Annotated in this window: 18 protein-coding genes; 16 read left to right on the forward strand and 2 right to left on the reverse strand. The window is 62.5% G+C overall.

Going from position 1 to position 21,571, the window contains the following annotated elements:
* Positions 1–83 precede the first annotated feature (83 nt).
* Together thiI and typA are read left to right on the forward strand one after the other, a co-directional pair.
* The gene (thiI, locus tag AA098_RS01750; protein WP_003249221.1) at positions 84–1,538 is read left to right on the forward strand and encodes a tRNA uracil 4-sulfurtransferase ThiI; all 1,455 of its coding nucleotides are present in this window, start codon (positions 84–86) and stop codon (positions 1,536–1,538) included.
* A gap of 128 nt (positions 1,539–1,666) precedes the next feature.
* Complete coding sequence (typA, locus tag AA098_RS01755; RefSeq protein WP_003249222.1) at positions 1,667–3,487, forward strand: translational GTPase TypA; 1,821 nt, start codon at positions 1,667–1,669, stop codon at positions 3,485–3,487.
* Between the two features lie 182 nt (positions 3,488–3,669).
* Here the strand turns inward: typA and AA098_RS01760 are convergent, their stop codons facing one another.
* Positions 3,670–4,074, reverse strand: coding sequence for a YkgJ family cysteine cluster protein (locus AA098_RS01760; RefSeq protein WP_003249225.1), 405 nt, complete (start codon positions 4,072–4,074; stop codon positions 3,670–3,672).
* Between the two features lie 184 nt (positions 4,075–4,258).
* On the opposite strand from AA098_RS01760, the gene AA098_RS01765 reads away from it, so the two are divergent.
* From AA098_RS01765 to AA098_RS01785, 5 genes are all read left to right on the forward strand, one after another.
* Complete coding sequence (locus AA098_RS01765; protein ID WP_064613765.1) at positions 4,259–6,709, forward strand: glycogen/starch/alpha-glucan phosphorylase; 2,451 nt, start codon at positions 4,259–4,261, stop codon at positions 6,707–6,709.
* Between the two features lie 238 nt (positions 6,710–6,947).
* A complete protein-coding gene (locus tag AA098_RS01770) occupies positions 6,948–7,958 on the forward strand; it encodes a class 1 fructose-bisphosphatase (RefSeq protein WP_003249230.1) in 1,011 nt (336 codons plus the stop codon).
* Between the two features lie 3 nt (positions 7,959–7,961).
* Positions 7,962–8,558: a DUF924 family protein gene (locus tag AA098_RS01775; RefSeq protein WP_003249232.1), complete on the forward strand. Its 597-nt coding sequence runs from the start codon at positions 7,962–7,964 to the stop codon at positions 8,556–8,558.
* A 227-nt stretch (positions 8,559–8,785) separates the two neighbouring features.
* A complete protein-coding gene (gene bamE / locus AA098_RS01780) occupies positions 8,786–9,040 on the forward strand; it encodes an outer membrane protein assembly factor BamE (protein ID WP_003249234.1) in 255 nt (84 codons plus the stop codon).
* A complete protein-coding gene (locus AA098_RS01785; RefSeq protein ID WP_004576931.1) occupies positions 9,037–9,609 on the forward strand; it encodes a lipocalin family protein in 573 nt (190 codons plus the stop codon). Before bamE ends, AA098_RS01785 begins: the two co-directional genes overlap by 4 nt.
* 71 nt (positions 9,610–9,680) lie before the next feature.
* Here AA098_RS01785 and AA098_RS01790 read toward each other — a convergent pair whose 3' ends face one another.
* Complete coding sequence (locus AA098_RS01790; protein WP_064491074.1) at positions 9,681–11,045, reverse strand: formimidoylglutamate deiminase; 1,365 nt, start codon at positions 11,043–11,045, stop codon at positions 9,681–9,683.
* A gap of 144 nt (positions 11,046–11,189) precedes the next feature.
* On the opposite strand from AA098_RS01790, the gene hutC reads away from it, so the two are divergent.
* From hutC to dtd, 9 genes are all read left to right on the forward strand, one after another.
* The gene (gene hutC / locus AA098_RS01795; protein ID WP_173881450.1) at positions 11,190–11,900 is read left to right on the forward strand and encodes a histidine utilization repressor; all 711 of its coding nucleotides are present in this window, start codon (positions 11,190–11,192) and stop codon (positions 11,898–11,900) included.
* Positions 11,897–12,469: a HutD family protein gene (locus AA098_RS01800; protein ID WP_014861510.1), complete on the forward strand. Its 573-nt coding sequence runs from the start codon at positions 11,897–11,899 to the stop codon at positions 12,467–12,469. The genes hutC and AA098_RS01800 overlap by 4 nt, the downstream gene beginning before the upstream one ends.
* A gap of 513 nt (positions 12,470–12,982) precedes the next feature.
* Positions 12,983–14,656, forward strand: a complete 1,674-nt coding sequence (hutU, locus tag AA098_RS01805; protein ID WP_004577162.1) for a urocanate hydratase — start codon at positions 12,983–12,985, stop codon at positions 14,654–14,656.
* A gap of 108 nt (positions 14,657–14,764) precedes the next feature.
* Positions 14,765–16,297 carry a histidine ammonia-lyase gene (gene hutH, locus AA098_RS01810; protein WP_003249248.1) on the forward strand — a complete coding sequence of 511 codons (1,533 nt, stop codon included), beginning with the start codon at positions 14,765–14,767 and terminating at the stop codon, positions 16,295–16,297.
* Positions 16,298–16,455: 158 nt separating this feature from the next.
* Complete coding sequence (locus AA098_RS01815; protein ID WP_003249253.1) at positions 16,456–17,859, forward strand: amino acid permease; 1,404 nt, start codon at positions 16,456–16,458, stop codon at positions 17,857–17,859.
* Positions 17,860–17,874: 15 nt separating this feature from the next.
* Positions 17,875–19,080, forward strand: coding sequence for an imidazolonepropionase (gene hutI / locus AA098_RS01820; protein ID WP_064613766.1), 1,206 nt, complete (start codon positions 17,875–17,877; stop codon positions 19,078–19,080).
* Between the two features lie 10 nt (positions 19,081–19,090).
* Positions 19,091–19,894 carry an N-formylglutamate deformylase gene (gene hutG, locus AA098_RS01825; RefSeq protein ID WP_003249258.1) on the forward strand — a complete coding sequence of 268 codons (804 nt, stop codon included), beginning with the start codon at positions 19,091–19,093 and terminating at the stop codon, positions 19,892–19,894.
* 169 nt (positions 19,895–20,063) lie between these two features.
* Complete coding sequence (gene pip / locus AA098_RS01830; protein WP_003249260.1) at positions 20,064–21,035, forward strand: prolyl aminopeptidase; 972 nt, start codon at positions 20,064–20,066, stop codon at positions 21,033–21,035.
* The gene (dtd, locus tag AA098_RS01835) at positions 21,032–21,469 is read left to right on the forward strand and encodes a D-aminoacyl-tRNA deacylase (RefSeq protein WP_003249262.1); all 438 of its coding nucleotides are present in this window, start codon (positions 21,032–21,034) and stop codon (positions 21,467–21,469) included. The genes pip and dtd overlap by 4 nt, the downstream gene beginning before the upstream one ends.
* The last annotated feature ends 102 nt before the right edge of the window (positions 21,470–21,571 follow it).

The following is a 21,571-nucleotide window of genomic DNA, read 5'->3' on the forward strand; positions in this document are numbered from 1 at the left end:
TCAAAAGTTGGTCAAATCCTGAGCAATTTCCGATATAATTCGCGCCCCTCATTTTCGGCAGGCCCTGCGCGCGCTGTTAACCAATGAAACTTATCGTCAAAGTCTTCCCAGAAATCACCATCAAAAGCCGGCCGGTGCGCAAGCGCTTCATCCGCCAGCTTGGTAAGAACATCCGCAACGTGCTCAAGGATCTCGACCCTGAGCTCGCGGTCGATGGTGTCTGGGACAATCTCGAGGTGGTCACCCGCGTCGAAGACGAAAAAGTCCAGCGCGAGATGATCGAACGCCTCACCTGCACCCCGGGTATCACCCACTTCCTGCAGGTAGAGGAATACCCGCTGGGTGACTTCGACGACATCGTCGCCAAGTGCAAGCACCACTTCGGCCACCTGCTGGCCGGCAAGCACTTCGCCGTGCGCTGCAAGCGCGGTGGCCACCATGACTTCACCTCGATGGACGTCGACCGTTACGTCGGCAGCCAGCTGCGCCAGCAGTGTGGCGCCGCCGGGATCGAGCTGAAAAAGCCTGAAGTGCTGGTGCGCATCGAAATCCGCGACCAGCGCCTGTACGTGATCCACAACCAGCACAACGGCATCGGCGGTTATCCGCTGGGTGCCCTGGAGCAGACCCTGGTGCTGATGTCCGGTGGTTTCGACTCCACCGTTGCGGCCTACCAGATGATGCGCCGCGGCCTGATGACCCACTTCTGCTTCTTCAACCTCGGCGGCCGTGCCCACGAGCTGGGCGTAATGGAAGTGGCCCATTACCTGTGGAAAAAATACGGCAGCAGCCAGCGCGTACTGTTCATCAGCGTGCCGTTCGAAGAAGTGGTTGGCGAGATCCTCAACAAGGTCGACAACAGCTACATGGGCGTGACCCTCAAGCGCATGATGCTGCGCGGCGCCGCCCATATGGCCGACCGCCTGCAGATCGACGCGCTGGTGACTGGCGAAGCGATTTCCCAGGTGTCCAGCCAGACCCTGCCGAACCTGTCGATCATCGACTCGGCCACCGACAAGCTGGTGCTGCGCCCGCTGCTGGCCAGCCACAAGCAGGACATCATCGACCAGGCCACCGAAATCGGCACCGCGGACTTTGCCAAGCACATGCCGGAATACTGCGGCGTGATCTCGGTAAACCCGACCACCCATGCCAAGCGTCACCGCATGGAGCACGAAGAAAAGCAGTTCGACATGGCCGTGCTGGAGCGCGCTCTTGAGCGCGCCAAGTTCATTTCCATCGACCATGTGATCGATGAGCTGGGCAAGGACATCGAAATCGAGGAAGTGGCCGAGGCGCTGCCAGGCCAGATCGTCATCGACATTCGCCACCCCGATGCCCAGGAAGACGAACCTCTGGTGCTGGAAGGTATCGAAGTCCAGGCCATGCCGTTCTACGCCATCAACAGCAAGTTCAAGCACCTGGACCCCACGCGCCAGTACTTGCTGTATTGCGACAAGGGTGTGATGAGCCGTTTGCACGCACACCACCTGCTCAGTGAGGGACATGCCAATGTGCGTGTTTATCGTCCGACATAAGACGCCGGGGCTGTATGGCGGCAGTATCCGCCATCGCCCTCCCGACCGCCGGGCCCGCTGAGCCTTAAACAGTACATATTGGCCGCCTACACTGGGCGGCAACCGAATCCTCTGATCGAGATACACTTGTGATCGAAAATCTGCGTAACATCGCCATCATCGCCCACGTTGACCATGGTAAAACCACTCTGGTCGACAAACTCCTGCGTCAGTCCGGCACTCTGGAGCGTAACGAGCTCAATGACGAGCGCGTCATGGACTCCAACGACCAGGAAAAAGAGCGCGGTATTACCATTCTGGCGAAAAACACCGCCATCAACTGGAACGGCTACCACATCAACATCGTCGACACCCCCGGCCACGCCGACTTCGGTGGCGAGGTTGAGCGTGTAATGTCGATGGTCGACTCCGTGCTGCTGCTGGTCGACGCCCAGGACGGCCCGATGCCGCAAACTCGCTTCGTGACCAAGAAGGCTTTCGAAGCCGGCCTGAAGCCAATCGTCGTGATCAACAAGGTTGACCGTCCGGGCGCACGTCCTGACTGGGTTCTGGACCAGATCTTCGACCTGTTCGACAACCTCGGTGCCACCGACGAACAGCTGGACTTCAAAGTGGTCTACGCCTCGGCCCTGAACGGCATTGCCGGCCTGGACCACACTGCCATGGCCGAAGACATGACCCCGCTGTACCAGTCGATCATCGACAACGTACCAGCACCGTCTGTTGACCGCGACGGCCCGTTCCAGATGCAGATCTCCGCACTGGACTACAACAGCTTCCTCGGCGTTATCGGTGTTGGCCGCATCGCCCGTGGCCGCGTCAAGCCGAACACCCCGGTTGTCGCCATCGACACCAACGGCAAGAAGCGTAACGGCCGTATCCTGAAGCTGATGGGTCACCACGGTCTGCACCGCGTTGACGTCGAAGAAGCCCAGGCTGGCGATATCGTCTGCATCAGCGGTTTCGATGAGCTGTTCATCTCCGACACCCTGTGCGCCCCGGATGCGGTAGAAGCGATGAAGCCGCTGACCGTTGACGAGCCGACCGTTTCGATGACCTTCCAGGTCAACGACTCGCCGTTCTGCGGTAAAGAAGGCAAGTTCGTCACCAGCCGTAACATCAAGGACCGTCTGGACAAGGAGCTGCTGTACAACGTTGCCCTGCGCGTTCAGGAGACCGACTCCCCAGACAAGTTCAAGGTTTCGGGCCGTGGTGAGCTGCACCTGTCGGTGCTGATCGAAACCATGCGTCGTGAAGGCTTCGAAATGGCCGTGGGCCGTCCTGAAGTGATCATCCGCGAAGTCGACGGCGTGAAGCAGGAGCCGTTCGAGAACGTCACCATCGACATCCCTGAAGAATCCCAGGGCAAGGTCATGGAAGAGATGGGTCTGCGTAAAGGCGACCTGACCAACATGGTTCCGGATGGCAAGGGCCGTGTTCGTCTGGAGTACAACATTCCAGCCCGTGGTCTGATCGGTTTCCGTAACCAGTTCCTGACCCTGACCAACGGTGCAGGCATCCTGACCTCGATCTTCGATCGCTACGACACCATGAAGTCGGGCCAGATGTCCGGCCGCCTCAACGGCGTACTGGTTTCGGTCGAGACCGGCAAGGCACTGACCTACTCGCTGGAAACCCTGCAGGCTCGCGGCAAGCTGTTCGTTGAACACGGCCAGGAGATCTACAACGGTCAGATCATCGGCCTGAACAGCCGTGACAACGACCTGGGCGTGAACCCGACCAAAGGCAAGAAGCTCGACAACATGCGTGCTTCGGGCAAAGACGAAGTCATCGCCCTGGTGCCACCAGTTCGCCACACCCTCGAGCAGGCCCTGGAATTCATCCAGGACGACGAGCTGTGCGAAGTGACGCCTAAGTCGATCCGTCTGCGCAAGAAGATCCTGGACGAAGGCGAGCGTACCCGCGCAGCCAAGAAAGCCAAGAACTGAGTTAGCTCAGGCTGAATGAAAACGCCCCCGGTCGAAAGGCCGGGGGCGTTTTTGTTTGTCTGGGTTTTTTGTGCTGGTAGTACCGGCCTCTTCGCGGGTAAACCCGCTTCTACAGGATATCCACAAAGGTCAAGACCTGTAGGAGCGGGTTTACCCGCGAAGAGGCCGCTGCAGGCAATAGATCAGCGCCCAACCACCTTGGGCTTGTAGGCGCAATACCCCGGCCGCGGCCCGACCTTGGGGTGGTTGCGGCAGGTATCCGGGCGCTTGTCATAAATGGTGCACAGCCGGCTTTTACGATCCAGGTACATGCAATCGTCGTTGCTCATCCGGGTCAGGGTGAAGATCCCGGACTTCTGGTTGAAGCGCTCGATGATGCCTTCTTTTTGCAGGCGCTTGGCCACGTTCTTGGGGGGTTCGTCTTTTTCGAACTCGTCGACCACGCCGATACGGATCAGATCCTTGATCTTCACCTCCACCGGCAGGGTGCAGCAGGTCGAATGGCAGCCATGGCACATGTTGCTGGTATAGCGCTGCCAGGTCTCCAGGCGGTCGACTTCGGCCGCGGCGATCAGGGTCGTTTTCATCTTTATAGGGTGGATCACGGTCTTGGGGCGCGCGATGATACCGGAATTGTTCAATTTATGAACAACCTTTTGCCGGAATCGCAGAGTGGGCATGAAAACTGCGAACCGTAACTGTCGCTCTCTGTCGAAGGGTCTAGTCTCAACACTCTCCCTCCGCTTTCGTCAACTTGCCCGAGGATGCCGCATGTCCCAGGAACCCAAAGCACGTGACGCCGAAGTCGCGGATTTTCGCGCTGCTGTACTGAACAAGCTGACCTACGCGGTCGGCAAGGACCCCGAGCACGCCTTCGACCATGACTGGTTCGAAGCCATTGCCCTGGCTGCGCGCGATCACATGGTCGACCACTGGATGGATCACACCCGGCAGGCCTATCGGCGCAGCCAGAAGCGTGTCTACTACCTTTCCCTGGAGTTTCTCATCGGCCGCTTGCTGTACGACAGCCTGAGCAACCTGGGCCTGCTGGACGTCGCCCGCGATGCGCTGGAAGGGCTGAATGTGGACCTCGAACGCATTCGCCTGCTCGAGCCGGACGCCGCGCTGGGCAATGGTGGCCTTGGCCGTCTGGCTGCGTGCTTCATGGAGAGCATGTCTACCCTGGGTATCGCTGCCCATGGTTACGGCATCCGCTACGAGCACGGGCTGTTCCGTCAGGCCGTGGTCGATGGCTGGCAGCAGGAACAGACCGAGAACTGGCTGGATTTCGGCAACCCCTGGGAGTTCGAGCGCGCCGAGGTGATCTACCCGATCAGCTTTGGCGGCAGTGTCGAAACGGTGCACGATGCAAGCGGTAGCCAGCGCCAGGTATGGTGGCCTGGCGAGACGGTGCGGGCGGTGGCCTACGACACGCCGGTAGTCGGCTGGCGCGGATCCAGCGTCAACACCCTGCGCCTGTGGCGCGCGCGCGCGCTGGAAGAGCTGCACCTGGAGCGCTTCAACGCCGGTGACCATTTGGGGGCTGTGGCTGAAGTGGCGCGTGCCGAGAGCATTTCGCGTGTGCTTTACCCCGCCGACAGTACCGAGGCCGGTCAGGAACTGCGCCTTCGCCAGGAGTACTTTTTCGTCTCGGCTTCGCTGCAGGACTTGCTGCGGCGCCACCTGAACATGCACAAGGACCTGCTCAACCTGCCTGATGCAGCGGCCATCCAGCTAAACGACACCCATCCCTCGATTGCGGTGGCGGAGCTGATGCGGTTGCTGGTGGATCAGCACGAAGTGCCTTGGGAAAAGGCCTGGGAGCTGACCGTCGGCACGCTCGCCTACACCAACCATACCCTGTTGCCAGAAGCCCTGGAAACCTGGCCGGTAGCGCTGATGGAGCGCATGCTGCCGCGGCACATGCAGATTATCTACCTGATCAATGCCTACCATATCGATGCGTTGCGGGCCAAAGGCCTGCACGACTTCGACGTGCTGCGCGCGGTTTCGCTGATTGAGGAAGACAACGGCCGACGGGTGCGCATGGGCAACCTGGCGTTTCTTGGTTCGCACAGTGTCAACGGCGTGTCGGCGCTGCACAGCAAGTTGATGAAAAGCACGGTGTTCTCCGAACTGCACAAGCTCTACCCGCAACGGATCAACAACAAGACCAACGGCATTACCTTCCGCCGCTGGTTGTACCAGTCCAACCCTCAGCTGACCGAGATGCTGGTCGAGGCGCTTGGGTCGGAACTCAAGGACGACCCGCAGACGCTTTTGGCGGGCCTGGTGCCGTTCGCTGACAGACCCGGTTTCCGCAAGCAGTTCGCTGCCCAGCGGCTGCACAGCAAGCGCGCCCTGGCCAGCATCATTCAGGATCGCCTCGGCGTCACGGTCAATCCCGAGGCGCTATTCGACGTTCAGGTCAAACGTATTCACGAATACAAGCGCCAGTTGCTCAACCTGCTGCACACCGTTGCACTGTACCAGGCCATACGCAACGACCCTGGCACCAACTGGGTGCCGCGGGTGAAGATCTTCGCTGGCAAGGCTGCGGCCAGTTACCACCAGGCCAAACTGATCATCAAGCTGGCCAACGACATCGCCCGGGTGGTGAACAACGACCCGACGGTGCGCGGCCTGCTGAAGGTGGTGTTCCTGCCCAACTACAACGTCAGCCTGGCCGAGAGCATCATCCCGGCGGCGGACCTTTCCGAGCAGATATCCACCGCAGGTTACGAAGCTTCCGGTACCAGCAACATGAAGTTCGGCCTCAATGGTGCGCTGACCATCGGCACCCTGGATGGCGCCAATGTGGAGATGTGCGAACAGGTGGGGGCCGACAACATGTTCATCTTTGGCCTGACCGCGCAGCAGGTTGAAGCGCGCAAGCGTGCCGGTGATTTTGGCGCCAGTGCCGCCATCGCTGCTTCCAACCGCTTGACCGATGTGTTGCAGGCCATTCGCAGTGGTGTGTTCTCGCCAGACGACCCTTCTCGGTACACCGGGTTGATCGACGGCCTGGTGGCCTACGATCGCTTCCTGGTGTGTGCCGATTTCGATGCCTACTGGGATGCCCAGCGGCGGGTCGAGGATCTGTGGCACACACCGCAGGAGTGGTGGCGCAAGGCGGTGCTCAATACCGCGCGGATGGGCTGGTTCTCCTCGGATCGGACCATTCGCGAGTATGCGACCGAGATCTGGAAGGCGCTGGACTGAGGCGGGCCTGTGCTGGCTTGTTCGCGGGTAAACCCGCGCCTACAGGGCCCTTATCCACCTGTAGGCGCGGGCGCGTCCGCGAATGGCCCCACAACCAGACCACCGGCCTGGCGAAGGCTGAACTACCGACCTATTGTGCCGTCTGAGAGCCGTGGCGAGTCTCATCACTCGCTAGCCCGTCACTCTCCCTGTAAACTGCGGGGGTTTTTCATCCCCCCCAATCCGTTCGGAGCCATACATGTCCCGCGTTACCCTGAGTCGCTATCTGATTGAGCAGACCCGCAGCAACAATACCCCTGCCGATCTGCGCTTCCTGATCGAAGTGGTAGCGCGTGCGTGCAAGGAAATCAGCCATCACGTGTCCAAAGGCGCCCTCGGCGGTGTGCTGGGCAGCATGGGCACTGAAAACGTGCAGGGCGAGGTCCAGAAGAAACTGGACGTGATTTCCAACGATATCCTGCTGGAAGCCAACGAGTGGGGCGGTCACCTGGCTGGCATGGCTTCCGAAGAAATGGACAACGCGTACCAGATCCCGGGCAAGTACCCGAAAGGCGCCTACCTGCTGGTCTTCGACCCGCTGGACGGTTCGTCGAACATCGACGTCAACGTGTCGGTCGGTACCATCTTCTCGGTTCTGCGTTGCCCTAACCAGTACCTGAGCCAGAACGAAAGCCTCAACGAAGAAGCGTTCCTGCAGCCAGGTACCGAGCAGGTTGCTGCCGGTTATGCCATCTACGGCCCGCAGACCATGCTGATCCTGACCCTGGGCAACGGCGTCAAGGGCTTCACCCTGGATCGCGAACTGGGCAGCTTCGTGCTGACTCACGAAAACATCCGCGTACCGGAGACCACCGCCGAGTTCGCCATCAACATGTCCAACCAGCGCCACTGGGAAGCCCCGGTACAGCGCTATGTGGGCGAACTGCTGGCAGGCGAGACCGGCCCGCTGAAGAAGAACTACAACATGCGCTGGATCGCCTCGATGGTGGCCGACGTGCACCGCATCCTGACCCGTGGCGGCCTGTTCATGTACCCACGTGACGCCCGCGAACCAAGCAAGCCGGGCAAGCTGCGCCTGATGTACGAAGCCAACCCGATGTCGTTCATCATCGAACAGGCCGGTGGCGCTTCCACCAACGGTTACGATCGCATCCTCGACATCAAGCCAGAAAGCCTGCACCAGCGCGTGTCGGTGATTCTCGGCTCGAAGGAAGAGGTCGAGCGCGTCACCGCTTACCACAAGGAGTAAGTCATGCTCGCACCTTGGCAGCCGTTGCTGGAGTGGTGGTTCGGTTGGGGCACCAGTGCCCAGGCCGTGGCTGACGAGAAGAGCACGCTGTGGTTCGGCAAACATTACGATGCCGAGGCCCATGCGCTGTTTGGCGACCTGGTCGAGCATGCCCTGGCGGGTGGGCTCGAAGAGTGGCAGCAAAGCCCGCAGGGCTGGCTGGGCCTGCTGATTTTGCTCGACCAGCTGCCACGCATGATCTACCGCGACACGCAGCGTGCCTTCGAGGGCGACCGGCGTGCCCAGGTGGTGGCCATGCAGGGCCTGCAGAAGGGCTGGGATTACCAGTTGCTGCCGATCCAACGCGTGTTCGTGCTGCTGGTACTGGAGCATGCCGAAGTGCTGGACTGGCAGAACCTGTGCGTGGAGCGTTATCGAATGTTGCTGGATGAACAGCCCGAGGCCAACCGCCGGCTGTTTGAAGGCTTCCTCGACTATGCCGAGCAGCACCAGCGGGTAATTGCCCGCTTCGGGCGCTTCCCGCACCGCAACCTGGTGCTGGAGCGGCCGAGCACCAGCGAAGAGATGGACTTTTTGCTGGAGCCTGGGTCCCGATTCTGAGGCCCAAGGGGCCTGCTGTGCAGGCATCGCGACGCAAGGCCGCTCCCATTGGGGGCGGCCTTTTTTATTGGGTGCATGATTAATGCTTTGTAATTAATCGCACAGTAGTGGCCATCCGACCAATGGTGTAGGGACATAGGGGGTGGGGCAGGGAACCTGGGAGGGATTTTCACGTCGAAGGTCACTGCAGGCCACTCGCCTGTATCATCTTTCAGGAGTGTCCCTTCATGTCGTTGCGTTCCCTCGCCCTGTTGTCGCTGTGCGTCGTGCTGACTGCCTGCAGCAAGATCAATCAGGAAAACTATTCCAAGATCAAGGCCGGTATGAACAAGGCCGAGGTCGAGCAGTTGCTCGGCACGCCGACCGAGTGTTCTGGCGCGTTGGGCATGAGCAGCTGCACCTGGGGGGACGAGAAGAGCTTCATCAGCGTGCAGTACGCAGCTGACAAGGTGCTGATGTATTCCGGGCAGGGCCTCAAATGAGGCGTGCGTACCTGCTGATGGGGGTATGCCTGGCGTTGCTGCTGGGCGGTTGTGCAGGTTCCGTGCACGACCCGCTGGCGCCGAAAACCGCCGGCCATGTCGACCTCAAGCGCTACCAGGGCAAATGGTACGAGCTGGCGCGCCTGCCCATGCGCTTCCAGGAAGGCTGCGAGCAGTCCGAGGCCCATTACAACCTCAGGCCTGATGGCAGTTATGGCGTGCTCAACCGCTGCCGCACCATGGGTGATGAATGGCTTCGCGCCGAAGGGCATGCGAATATCCAGGAGCCGGGGCACACCGACAAGCTGTGGGTCGAGTTCGATAACTGGTTCACCAGGCTGGTGCCAGGCGTGGCGCGGGGTGAGTACTGGATTCTTTATGTGGACGACCACTACCGTACGGCCATCGTCGGCAGCCCGGACCGCAAATACCTTTGGATTCTGTCGCGTACGCCGACACTGCCGGCCTGGGAGCGTGAGAACCTGCTGTCCAGGGCGCGGCAGCAGGGGTATGACACCAGCCGCTTGATCTGGCGGGCGTCCGATCAGCAAATAGTAAAAATGCACTGAGTTTTTTTGGGGTTGCTTTGCAACCCTTCGCGGGCAAGCCCGCGAAGGGCTGCAATGCAGCCCCGATACACTCAGCCCAGAAGCTGGCGCAACACCTCGGCAAACGCCCGCCCGCTTTCTTCTTCTTGCGCATGCCGCCCCTGGCGCACCACCCACTGCCCATTCACCATCACATCGCGCACCTGGCGATCGCCGCCGGCAAACAGCCAACGGTTGAGAATGGCATCACCCTCCGCCATGGCGATGTAGGGGTCCTGCCCATCGAGCACCAGCCAGTCGGCACGCTTGCCCACCGCCAACTCGCCGACCGCCTGCCCCAGCGCCTGTGCACCACCGGCCAACGCCGCGTCATACAGCGTGCGCCCGACCATCGGTTGGTCGCCGCGATACAGGCGGTTGCGCCGCTGGTCCCGCAGGCGCTGGCCATATTCCAGCCAGCGCAGCTCCTCCACCACGCTCAACGACACATGGCTGTCCGAGCCAATGCCCATACGCCCGCCCTGTGCCAGGAAATCCACTGCCGGGAAGATCCCATCGCCCAGGTTGGCTTCGGTGGTCAGGCACAACCCGGCCACCGCGCCGCTGCGGGCCATGGCAGTGACTTCGTCCGGTTCGGCGTGGGTAGCGTGTACCAGGCACCAGCGGCGGTCCACGTCCACGTGCTCGTACAGCCACTGCAGCGGGCGCAGGCCGCTCCAGGCCAGGCAGTCGTCGACTTCCTTCTGCTGTTCGGCGATGTGGATATGCACTGGGCACTGCCTGTCGCTGGCCGCCAACACTTCGGCGATCTGCCCAGGCGTTACCGCCCGCAGTGAGTGGAAGCACAGGCCCAGTTGCTGCGCCGGTTGCGCGGCCAGCAGCGGGGCGAGCTGGGCTTGCAGCTGCAGGTACTGCCCGGTGGAGTTGATGAAGCGCCGCTGCCCGTCGTTCGGCGCCTGGCCGCCAAAGCCTGCATGGCTGTACAGCACCGGCAGCAAGGTCAGGCCGATGCCGCTGTCGGCTGCGGCCGCGCTGATGCGTCGCGACAGCTCGGCGGGGTCGGCGTAGGGCTTGCCGGCCTGGTCGTGGTGCACGTAGTGGAACTCCGCCACCGAGGTATAACCGGCCTTGAGCATCTCGATGTACAGCTGGCGGGCGATGACCTGAAGCTGCTCTGGGTTGATCTGCCCGACCAGGCGGTACATCAGGTCTCGCCAGGTCCAGAAACTGTCGTTGGGGTTGCCGGCAACTTCCGCCAGGCCTGCCATGGCGCGCTGGAAAGCGTGCGAGTGCAGGTTGGGCATGCCGGGCAGTAGCGGGCCGGCCAGGCGCTCGGCGTCTTCGGCCGAAGCGCCAGGCTCGATGCTGGCCACACGGCCATCGCTGGCGACCTCAATACGCACATGGCTGGCCCAGCCCGTAGGTAGCAGGGCGCGTTCGGCGAAGTAGGCTGACATCGGTGGAATCCTGTTATTGTTAACTTGTATATACATATACAGGCGTTTGCCTGCCGGGTAAACTGCGGCAAGCTACCGCTCATTTCATTTGCACAAGGATCCATCGCCGTGCCGACACCTCCTGTCTCCGTGCTGGTTGCCCAGATGGGCGAGGGCCCGGCGCCGCTCTACGCCCGGGTCAAACAGATGATCATCCAGCAGATCGACAACGGCAGCTGGCCACCGCATCACCGGGTACCTTCCGAGAGCGAGTTGGTCAACGAGCTGGGTTTCAGCCGCATGACCATCAACCGCGCCCTGCGTGAACTCACCGCCGAGGGCCTGCTGGTGCGCATGCAAGGGGTCGGCACCTTCGTGGCCGAGCCCAAGGGCCGTTCGGCGCTGTTCGAGGTCAATAACATTGCCGATGAAATTGCCGCGCGCGGGCACCAGCATAGCTGCCAGGTGATCACGCTTGCCGAAGAAGCGGCCGGCTCCGAGCGGGCGCTGGCTCTGGACATGCGTGAAGGTCAGCGGGTGTTCCATTCGCTGATCGTGCATTTCGAGAACGGCGTGCCGGTGCAGATCGAGGACCGCTACGTTAACGCGGCCATCGCCCCCGACTACCTCAAGCAGGACTTTACTCGGCAGACGCCTTACGCCTACCTGTCCCAGGTGGCGCCGTTGACCGAAGGTGAGCATGTGGTCGAGGCGATCCTGGCCGAGCCGGAAGAATGCCGCCTGTTGCAGATCGAGCGGGGCGAGCCTTGCCTGCTGATTCGTCGTCGCACCTGGTCCGGCCGCCAGCCGGTGACCGCTGCACGGCTGATCCACCCCGGTTCCCGTCATCGCCTGGAAGGACGTTTCAGCAAATGAGTCAGCTGCAGTTGTTGCGTGCGCACGATTACCCGCGCATGCCGTGGAAGAACGGTGGTGGTTTCACCGAAGAGATCACCCGCGACAGTGGCGAGGGCCTGGACGGTTTTGGCTGGCGTCTGTCGATTGCCGACATCGAAGAGTCGGGCGGCTTTTCCACCTTCGCCGGCTACCAGCGGATCATCACCGTGCTGCAGGGCGACGGCATGCGCCTGCTGGTCGACGGCCAGGCCAGTCGGCCATTGCTGGCGTTCGATGCGTTTGCGTTCAGCGGCGAGAGCCAGGTCAGCTGCAAGTTGCTGGGCGGGGCGATCCGCGATTTCAACCTGATCTATGCACCTGAGCGATATCGGGCGCGGCTGCAGTGGCTGGATGGCACCAGCCGGGTGTACAGCTCGGCGTCGACGGTGTTGTTGTTTGCTGCCAGCAGCCTGGTCGAAGTCACTATTGCCGGGCGCGAGACGCAGCGGTTGGGGTTGTTCGACTGCTTGCGTCTGGAAGGCAATGATGAATTGCTGGGGTTGGAGGTTCAGGGGCGGTTCTGCCTGATCGAACTGGTTGAGTGCTGAGGGCCTGGCTGTAGGTTTTTGTCGCCTGTGAGATCGAGCGCCGCCCGCGCGGCGCTTCGCGGGTAAACCCGCTCCTACGTTTGTTTCAGGCCAGTCCATCCTGTGCCTGGCGCGCGCGACCGCCTTGTTGGTACGACGCGATATCGAGATAGGCACCAAGGCGTTCGCGCGCGAATCCCACAGGCATAATTGGCCCGAAACAAACGTAGGAGCGGGTTTACCCGCGAAGCGCCGCGCGGGCGGCGCTCGATCTACGCACCGCCGCAGAACTCAAGCCGGGTGGGCGCTCGATCTACGCACCGCCGCAGAACTCAAGCCGGGTGGGCGCTCGATCTACGCACCGCCGCAGAACTCAAGCCGGACCGGCGCTCGCTTCACCCCCCCCAAGAAGTCAAGCCAGGAACGGCAAGGTCCAATTATTTTGGTTGTCCATGCTTGTACATACAAGTAAAGGTGTGTTTGTATATTGACCACGACATACCCGCCCGCGGACGACCGCAGAGGACCTTTCCCGTGACCGACAACAACAAATACCGTGACGTTGAAATCCGTGCCCCACGTGGCAACAAGCTGACCGCCAAAAGCTGGCTGACCGAAGCGCCACTGCGCATGCTGATGAACAACCTCGATCCACAGGTCGCGGAAAACCCGAAAGAGCTGGTGGTATACGGCGGTATCGGCCGCGCCGCGCGCAACTGGGCCTGCTACGACAAGATCGTCGAAACCCTGACCCGCCTGGAAGACGACGAAACCCTGCTGGTGCAGTCGGGCAAGCCGGTCGGTGTGTTCAAGACCCACAGCAACGCACCGCGCGTGCTGATCGCCAACTCCAACCTGGTGCCACACTGGGCCAATTGGGAACACTTCAACGAACTGGACGCCAAAGGCCTGGCCATGTACGGCCAGATGACCGCCGGCAGCTGGATCTACATCGGCAGCCAGGGCATCGTCCAGGGCACCTATGAAACCTTCGTCGAAGCCGGTCGCCAGCACTACGGCGGCAGCCTGAAAGGCAAGTGGGTACTCACCGCTGGCCTGGGCGGCATGGGCGGCGCCCAGCCACTGGCCGCGACCCTGGCCGGGGCTTGCTCGCTCAACATCGAATGCCAGCAGAGCCGTATCGACTTCCGCCTGGAAACCCGCTACGTCGACGAGCAGGCCACTGACCTCGACGACGCCCTGGCACGCATCGCCAAGTACACCGCCGAAGGCAAGGCCATCTCCATCGCCCTGCATGGCAACGCCGCCGAAATCCTCCCAGAGCTGGTCAAACGTGGCGTGCGCCCGGACATGGTCACCGACCAGACCAGCGCCCACGACCCACTGAACGGCTACCTGCCTGCCGGCTGGACCTGGGAACAGTACCGCGACCGTGCGCAGACCGAACCGGCTGCAGTGGTCAAGGCTGCCAAGCAGTCGATGGCCGTGCACGTGCAGGCCATGCTGGACTTCCAGAAGCAGGGCATCCCGACCTTCGACTACGGCAACAACATCCGCCAGATGGCCAAGGAAGAGGGCGTGGCCAATGCCTTCGACTTCCCAGGCTTCGTCCCGGCCTACATCCGCCCACTGTTCTGCCGCGGGGTCGGCCCGTTCCGCTGGGCGGCGCTGTCCGGTGAAGCCGAGGACATCTACAAGACCGACGCCAAGGTCAAGGAACTGATCCCCGACGACGCCCACCTGCACCGCTGGCTGGACATGGCCCGCGAGCGCATCAGCTTCCAGGGCCTGCCGGCACGTATCTGCTGGGTGGGGCTGGGCCTTCGCGCCAAGCTGGGCCTGGCTTTCAACGAAATGGTCCGCAGCGGCGAGCTGTCGGCACCGGTGGTGATCGGCCGTGACCACCTCGACTCCGGCTCGGTATCCAGCCCGAACCGCGAAACCGAGGCCATGCGTGATGGTTCGGACGCTGTTTCCGACTGGCCGCTGCTCAACGCCCTGCTGAACACCGCAGGCGGCGCCACCTGGGTATCGCTGCACCATGGCGGTGGCGTGGGCATGGGCTTCTCGCAGCACTCGGGCATGGTCATCGTCTGCGACGGTACCGATGAGGCCGCCGAGCGCATCGCCCGGGTACTGACCAACGACCCAGGGACTGGCGTCATGCGTCACGCCGATGCCGGTTATGACATCGCCATCGACTGCGCCAAGGAGCAGGGCCTGGACCTGCCGATGATCACTGGCTGATCACCACGCTTTGGATCGCACCCTGCAAGGGGTGATACTGAACAACAAGAAGGAGCGCGCAGGCACCCACAAGCGGGCCTGCGGCTCCACGCGATTTGGAGTAGTAACGTGACCGAACTCACCCTCAAGCCTGGCACCCTGACCCTGGCCCAGCTGCGCGCGATCCATGCCGCGCCCGTGCGCCTGCAACTGGATGCCAGCGCCGCACCGGCCATCGACGCCAGCGTCGCCTGTGTCGAACAGATCATTGCCGAAGACCGTACTGCCTACGGCATCAACACCGGTTTCGGCCTGCTGGCCTCGACCCGCATCGCCAGCCATGACCTGGAGAACCTGCAGCGTTCGCTGGTGCTGTCCCACGCCGCCGGTATCGGCGCGCCGCTGGATGACGACTTGGTGCGGTTGATCATGGTGCTGAAGATCAACAGCCTCAGCCGTGGCTTCTCCGGCATCCGCCGCAAAGTCATCGACGCGCTGATTGCCCTGGTCAACGCCGAAGTCTACCCGCACATCCCGCTGAAAGGCTCGGTCGGCGCATCCGGTGACCTTGCGCCGCTTGCGCATATGTCGCTGGTGCTGCTGGGTGAAGGCAAGGCCCGCTACAAGGGCCAGTGGCTGCCGGCCACCGAGGCCTTGGCGATTGCCGGCCTCGAGCCGCTGACCCTGGCCGCCAAAGAGGGCCTGGCCCTGCTCAACGGTACCCAGGCCTCCACCGCCTATGCCTTGCGTGGCCTGTTCCAGGGCGAAGACCTGTATGCCGCTGCCATCGCCTGCGGTGGCCTGAGCGTCGAAGCTGCGCTGGGCTCGCGTTCGCCGTTCGATGCGCGTATCCACGAAGTGCGTGGCCAGCGCGGCCAGATCGACACCGCCGCCTGCTTCCGCGACCTGCTGGGCGACTCCAGCGAAGTGTCGCTGTCGCACAAGAACTGCGACAAGGTCCAGGACCCGTACTCGCTGCGCTGCCAGCCTCAGGTCATGGGTGCCTGCCTGACCCAGCTGCGCCAGGCCGCCGAGGTACTGGGCATCGAAGCCAACGCCGTGTCGGACAACCCGCTGGTGTTCGCTGCCGAAGGTGATGTGATCTCCGGCGGCAACTTCCACGCCGAACCGGTGGCCATGGCCGCCGACAACCTGGCCCTGGCCATCGCCGAAATCGGTTCGCTCAGCGAGCGTCGCATCTCGCTGATGATGGACAAGCACATGTCCCAATTGCCGCCGTTCCTGGTGGAAAACGGTGGGGTCAACTCTGGCTTCATGATCGCCCAGGTCACCGCTGCCGCACTGGCCAGCGAGAACAAGGCTTTGTCGCACCCGCACAGTGTCGACAGCCTGCCAACTTCGGCCAACCAGGAAGACCACGTGTCGATGGCCCCGGCTGCCGGCAAGCGCCTGTGGGAAATGGCCGAAAACACCCGTGGCGTGCTGGCCATCGAATGGCTGGGCGCGTGCCAGGGCCTGGACCTGCGCAAAGGCCTGAAGACTTCGGCCAAGCTGGAGCAGGCGCGCCAGGCGCTGCGCAGCGAGGTGCCGCATTACGACCGTGACCGTTTCTTCGCGCCGGATATCGAAAAGGCCGTGGACCTGTTGGCCAAGGGTAGTCTGACCGGCTTGCTGCCGGCGGGTGTGCTGCCAAGCCTGTAATGCCCCTTGGGGCCGCTTGGCGGCCCTTCGCGGTCAAGCCCGCTCCTACACAGCTTGCGATCTGCAAACGCTATCCATGTAGGAGCGGGCTTGCCCGCGAAGGGGCTGCGCAGCAGCCGCTCAATCTCACGACCACAAAAACAATTCAAGGACGTGACATGCAACAAGCTCAAGGTCTCAAGCGCGGGCTAAGTGCCCGCCACATCCGTTTCATGGCCCTCGGCTCCGCCATCGGCACCGGCCTGTTCTACGGCTCTGCCTCGGCCATCCAGATGGCAGGCCCGGCCGTGCTGCTGGCCTACCTGATCGGCGGCGCCGCCGTGTTCATGGTCATGCGCGCCCTTGGCGAAATGGCCGTGCACAACCCGGTGGCCGGCTCCTTCGGCCACTACGCCACGACCTACCTCGGCCCAATGGCCGGTTTCATCCTCGGCTGGACCTACGCATTCGAGATGGTCATCGTCGCCATCGCGGACGTCACCGCGTTCGGTATCTACATGGGCTTCTGGTTCCCGGAGGTAGCCCGCTGGATCTGGGTGCTGGGCATCGTTTTCCTGATCGGCGGCCTCAACCTGTGCAACGTCAAGGTATTCGGCGAAATGGAATTCTGGCTGTCGCTGCTCAAGGTCGGCGCCATCGTGGCGATGATCCTGGCCGGCCTCGGCATCATGGCCTTCGGTTTCAGCCAGGTGGGTACCGGGCATGCCGTAGGCATGAGCAACCTGTTCGACCACGGCGGCTTCATGCCTAACGGCGTGGGGGGCTTGATTGCGTCGTTTGCCGTGGTGATGTTCGCCTTCGGCGGTATCGAGATCATCGGCGTCACCGCCGGTGAGGCAAAAGACCCGCAGCGCGTCATTCCCAAAGCGATCAACGCGGTGCCACTGCGTATCCTGCTGTTCTACGTGCTCACCCTGTTCGTGCTGATGTGCCTGTACCCCTGGCCGCAGATCGGTAGCCAGGGCAGCCCGTTCGTGCAGATCTTCAGCAACCTGGGCATTGGTTCTGCCGCTGCCGTGCTGAACGTCGTGGTGATTTCCGCTGCCATCTCTGCCATCAACAGCGACATCTTTGGCGCTGGCCGCATGATGTATGGCCTGGCCCAGCAAGGCCACGCCCCGCGCGGCTTCAGCAAGTTGTCGAAACATGGCGTACCGTGGATGACCGTCGTGGTGATGGGGGCTGCGCTGCTGATCGGCGTATTGCTCAACTACCTGATCCCGGAAAATGTGTTCCTGCTGATTGCCTCGATCGCCACCTTCGCCACGGTGTGGGTGTGGCTGATGATCCTGCTCACCCAGGTAGCCATGCGCCGCAGCATGAGCCGCGAGGAAGTGGCCCAGCTCAAGTTCCCGGTACCGTTCTGGCCATACGGCCCGGCCATGGCCATTGCGTTCATGGTGTTCATCTTTGGCGTGCTCGGTTACTTCCCGGACACCCAGGCGGCATTGATCGTCGGCGTGATCTGGGTGGTGTTCCTGGTGGCGTCCTACCTGCTGTGGTGCAAGCCGCGCGCAGGGCAGGGCCAGCCGGTAGCGGAGCCGGCCGAGTTGCACCGCTAGCAAAGGAGATTGTGCATGAGAACCCTCTGGCAGCATTGCCATGTTGCAACCATGGCCGATGGCCGTTACTCGGCCATCGAGGACGCGGCGATCGTCACCAGCGCCGGGCTGATCGAGTGGATAGGCCCACGCGCCGAGCTGGCACCGGTCGAAGCTGACCGCACGGTTGACCTGGGGGGTGCCTGGGTCACCCCCGGCCTGATCGACTGCCACACCCATGCGGTGTTCGGTGGCAACCGCAGCGGCGAGTTCGAGCAACGCCTGCAGGGCGTGAGCTATGCCGAAATCGCCGCACAGGGCGGCGGTATCGCCAGCACTGTGCGGGCTACCCGTGCGGCCAGCGAAGACGAGTTGTTCGCCAGTGCTCGCCAGCGCGTTCAGGCACTGATGCGCGATGGCGTGACCACCCTCGAGGTCAAGTCCGGCTACGGCCTGGACTTGGCCAATGAGCGCAAGATGCTGCGAGTGGCCCGGCGCCTGGCTGACGAGCTGCCGCTGACGGTGCGTGCCACCTGCCTGGCGGCGCACGCTTTGCCCCCGGAGTACGCGGGTCGGGCCGACGACTACATCGCGCACATCTGTGACCAGATGTTGCCTGCCCTGGCCGGCGAAGGCCTGGTGGATGCGGTGGATGCCTTCTGCGAACACCTCGCGTTCTCGCCGGCCCAGGTCGAGCGGCTGTTCATCAAGGCGCGCGAACTGGGCCTGCCGGTCAAGTTGCATGCCGAACAGCTGTCATCGTTGCACGGCTCAAGCCTGGCCGCGCGTTACCAGGCACTGTCGGCTGACCACCTGGAGTTCATGACAGAGGAAGACGCCGTGGCCATGGCAAACGCCGGCACGGTCGCCGTACTGTTACCGGGTGCTTTCTACTTCCTGCGTGAAACCCAGCTGCCGCCAATGGATGCATTGCGCCGCCACGGGGTAAAGATTGCCCTGGCCAGCGACCTCAACCCCGGCACCTCGCCAGGCTTGTCGCTGCGGTTGATGCTGAACATGGGCTGCACCTGCTTCCGCATGACACCGGAAGAGGCCCTGGCAGGCGTTACGGTGCACGCCGCCACGGCGCTGGGCCTGGGTGACAGTCACGGCTCGCTGCAAGTGGGCAAGGTGGCCGACTTCGTTGCCTGGCAAATCGAACGCCCCGCCGACCTGGCCTACTGGCTGGGTGGCGACCTGCCCAAGCGCGTAGTGCGCATTGGCCACGAAATCTCCAACTGAGCGAGGCACGATGGACAAGGTATTGAGTTTTCACCAAGGTCGCCTGCCGCTGCTGATCAGCATGCCGCACGCTGGCTTGCGTCTGACCGACGCCGTGCGCGACGGCCTGGTCGACCAGGCGCAAAGCTTGCCGGACACCGACTGGCACATCCCGCAGTTGTACGACTTTGCCCGTGACTTGGGTGCCAGCGTGGTAGCCGCAGAGTACTCACGCTTCGTCATCGACCTGAACCGTCCGGACGACGACAAGCCGCTGTACGCCGGCGCTACCACGGGCTTGTACCCGGCGACCTTGTTCGGCGGCGAACCCCTCTTCAAAGACGGGCTGGCGCCGTCTGGCGAAGAGCGCAAACGCTATCTCGAGCAAATCTGGCGCCCTTATCACGCGACCATTCGTCGTGAACTGGACCGCTTGCGTGAGCAGTTTGGCTATGCGCTGCTGTGGGATGCCCATTCGATCCGTTCGCTGATCCCGCACCTGTTCGACGGCAAGCTACCGGACTTCAACCTGGGTACTTTCAACGGCGCCAGTTGCGATCCGGCACTGGCTGAGCGGCTGCAGGGTGTGTGCGCCGAGGTGCAAGGTTACAGCCATGTGCTTAATGGTCGGTTCAAAGGCGGTCACATCACCCGGCATTATGGCGACCCGGCCAACCATATCCATGCTGTGCAACTGGAGCTGGCGCAAAGCACCTATATGGAGGAAGTCGAGCCGTTTGCCTACCGGGAGGACTTGGCGCAACCGACGCAAGCGGTATTGAGGCAGCTTCTGCAAGCGCTGCTGGCCTGGGGCGACGCGCGTTACAAGCGTTGAGTGGAGGCGGCGACGCTATCGGCGTCGCCAGGCACCGTGGGAGGCAGTTGCCGGAAATCTGCGCAAGGGTCAATTCGCGCCGTTCGAACGCGTCAGCAAGGACGGTGCTGAAAGCGCAATTCAGGTTTATGATGGCCCACGGCCGAATAATCCTCACACGGAGTGCGCAATGCAGACCCTCTACCCGCAGATCAAACCCTACGCCAGGCACGATCTGGCCGTGGAAGCGCCGCATGTGCTTTATGTCGACGAAAGCGGCTCGCCGGAAGGTCTGCCCGTGGTGTTCATCCACGGAGGCCCTGGCGCTGGCTGCGACGCCCAGAGCCGCTGCTACTTTGATCCCAACCTGTACCGCATCATCACCTTCGACCAGCGCGGCTGTGGCCGCTCCACGCCCCATGCGAGCCTGGAGAACAACACCACCTGGCACCTGGTCGAAGACCTGGAGCGCATTCGCGAACACCTTGGCATAGACAAGTGGGTGCTGTTTGGTGGCTCTTGGGGCTCGACCCTGGCCCTGGCCTACGCTCAGGCTCACCCAGAACGCGTGCACGGCCTTATCCTGCGCGGCATCTTCCTGTGCCGGCCGCAGGAAATCGAGTGGTTCTACCAGGAAGGCGCCAGCCGCCTGTTCCCCGACTACTGGCAGGACTACATCGCACCGATTCCACCGGAGGAACGCGGCGACCTGGTCAGGGCCTTCCACAAGCGCCTGACCGGTAACGACCAGATCGCCCAGATGCACGCCGCCAAGGCGTGGTCCACCTGGGAAGGCCGTACCGCCACCCTGCGCCCCAACCCGCTGGTGGTCGACCGCTTTTCCGAACCGCAGCGGGCGTTGTCGATCGCCCGCATCGAATGCCACTACTTCATGAACAACGCCTTCCTCGAACCGGACCAGCTGATCCGTGATCTGCCCAAAATCGCCCACCTGCCGGCGGTGATCGTGCATGGGCGCTACGATGTGATCTGCCCCTTGGACAACGCCTGGGCGTTGCACCAGGCCTGGCCGAACAGTGAGTTGAAAGTGATCCGTGACGCCGGTCACGCGGCTTCCGAGCCTGGCATCACCGATGCCTTGGTGCGTGCCGCCGACCAGATGGCCCGGCGCCTGCTCGACCTGCCCCTGGAAGAAGCATGAGGGGCCTGCTGCAGCGCGTGCGCGGTGCGCGGGTTGAAGTGGCGGGGGAGGTGGTCGGCGCCATCGACCAAGGGTTGCTGGTGCTGGTCGCGGTCGAGCCTGAAGATTCCCGTGAACAGGCCGATAAGCTGTTGCACAAGCTGCTGAACTACCGTGTGTTCAGTGACGAGCAGGGCAAGATGAACCTGTCGCTCAAGGATGTCGGGGGTGGCCTGCTACTGGTGTCACAGTTCACCTTGGCGGCCGACACCCGCAACGGCATGCGCCCAAGCTTCTCGACCGCAGCGCCACCGGCCCTCGGCGCCGAGTTGTTCGACTATCTTTTGCAACAGGCAAAAGCACAGTACGCCGACGTAGCCAGCGGCCGTTTTGGTGCAGATATGCAGGTGCACCTGGTCAATGATGGCCCGGTAACATTTATGTTACAAATATGAGGTCAAAAAACCCTTTGTTCACAGGAAAACAAGGGGTTTTGTACGATAAATAGTTGCTCCAGCCTGATGCGTTGTCACGCAACCTGCTGGATAATCGCGCGC

Source organism: Pseudomonas sp. JY-Q, assembly GCF_001655295.1.
Taxonomy (GTDB): domain Bacteria; phylum Pseudomonadota; class Gammaproteobacteria; order Pseudomonadales; family Pseudomonadaceae; genus Aquipseudomonas; species Aquipseudomonas alloputida.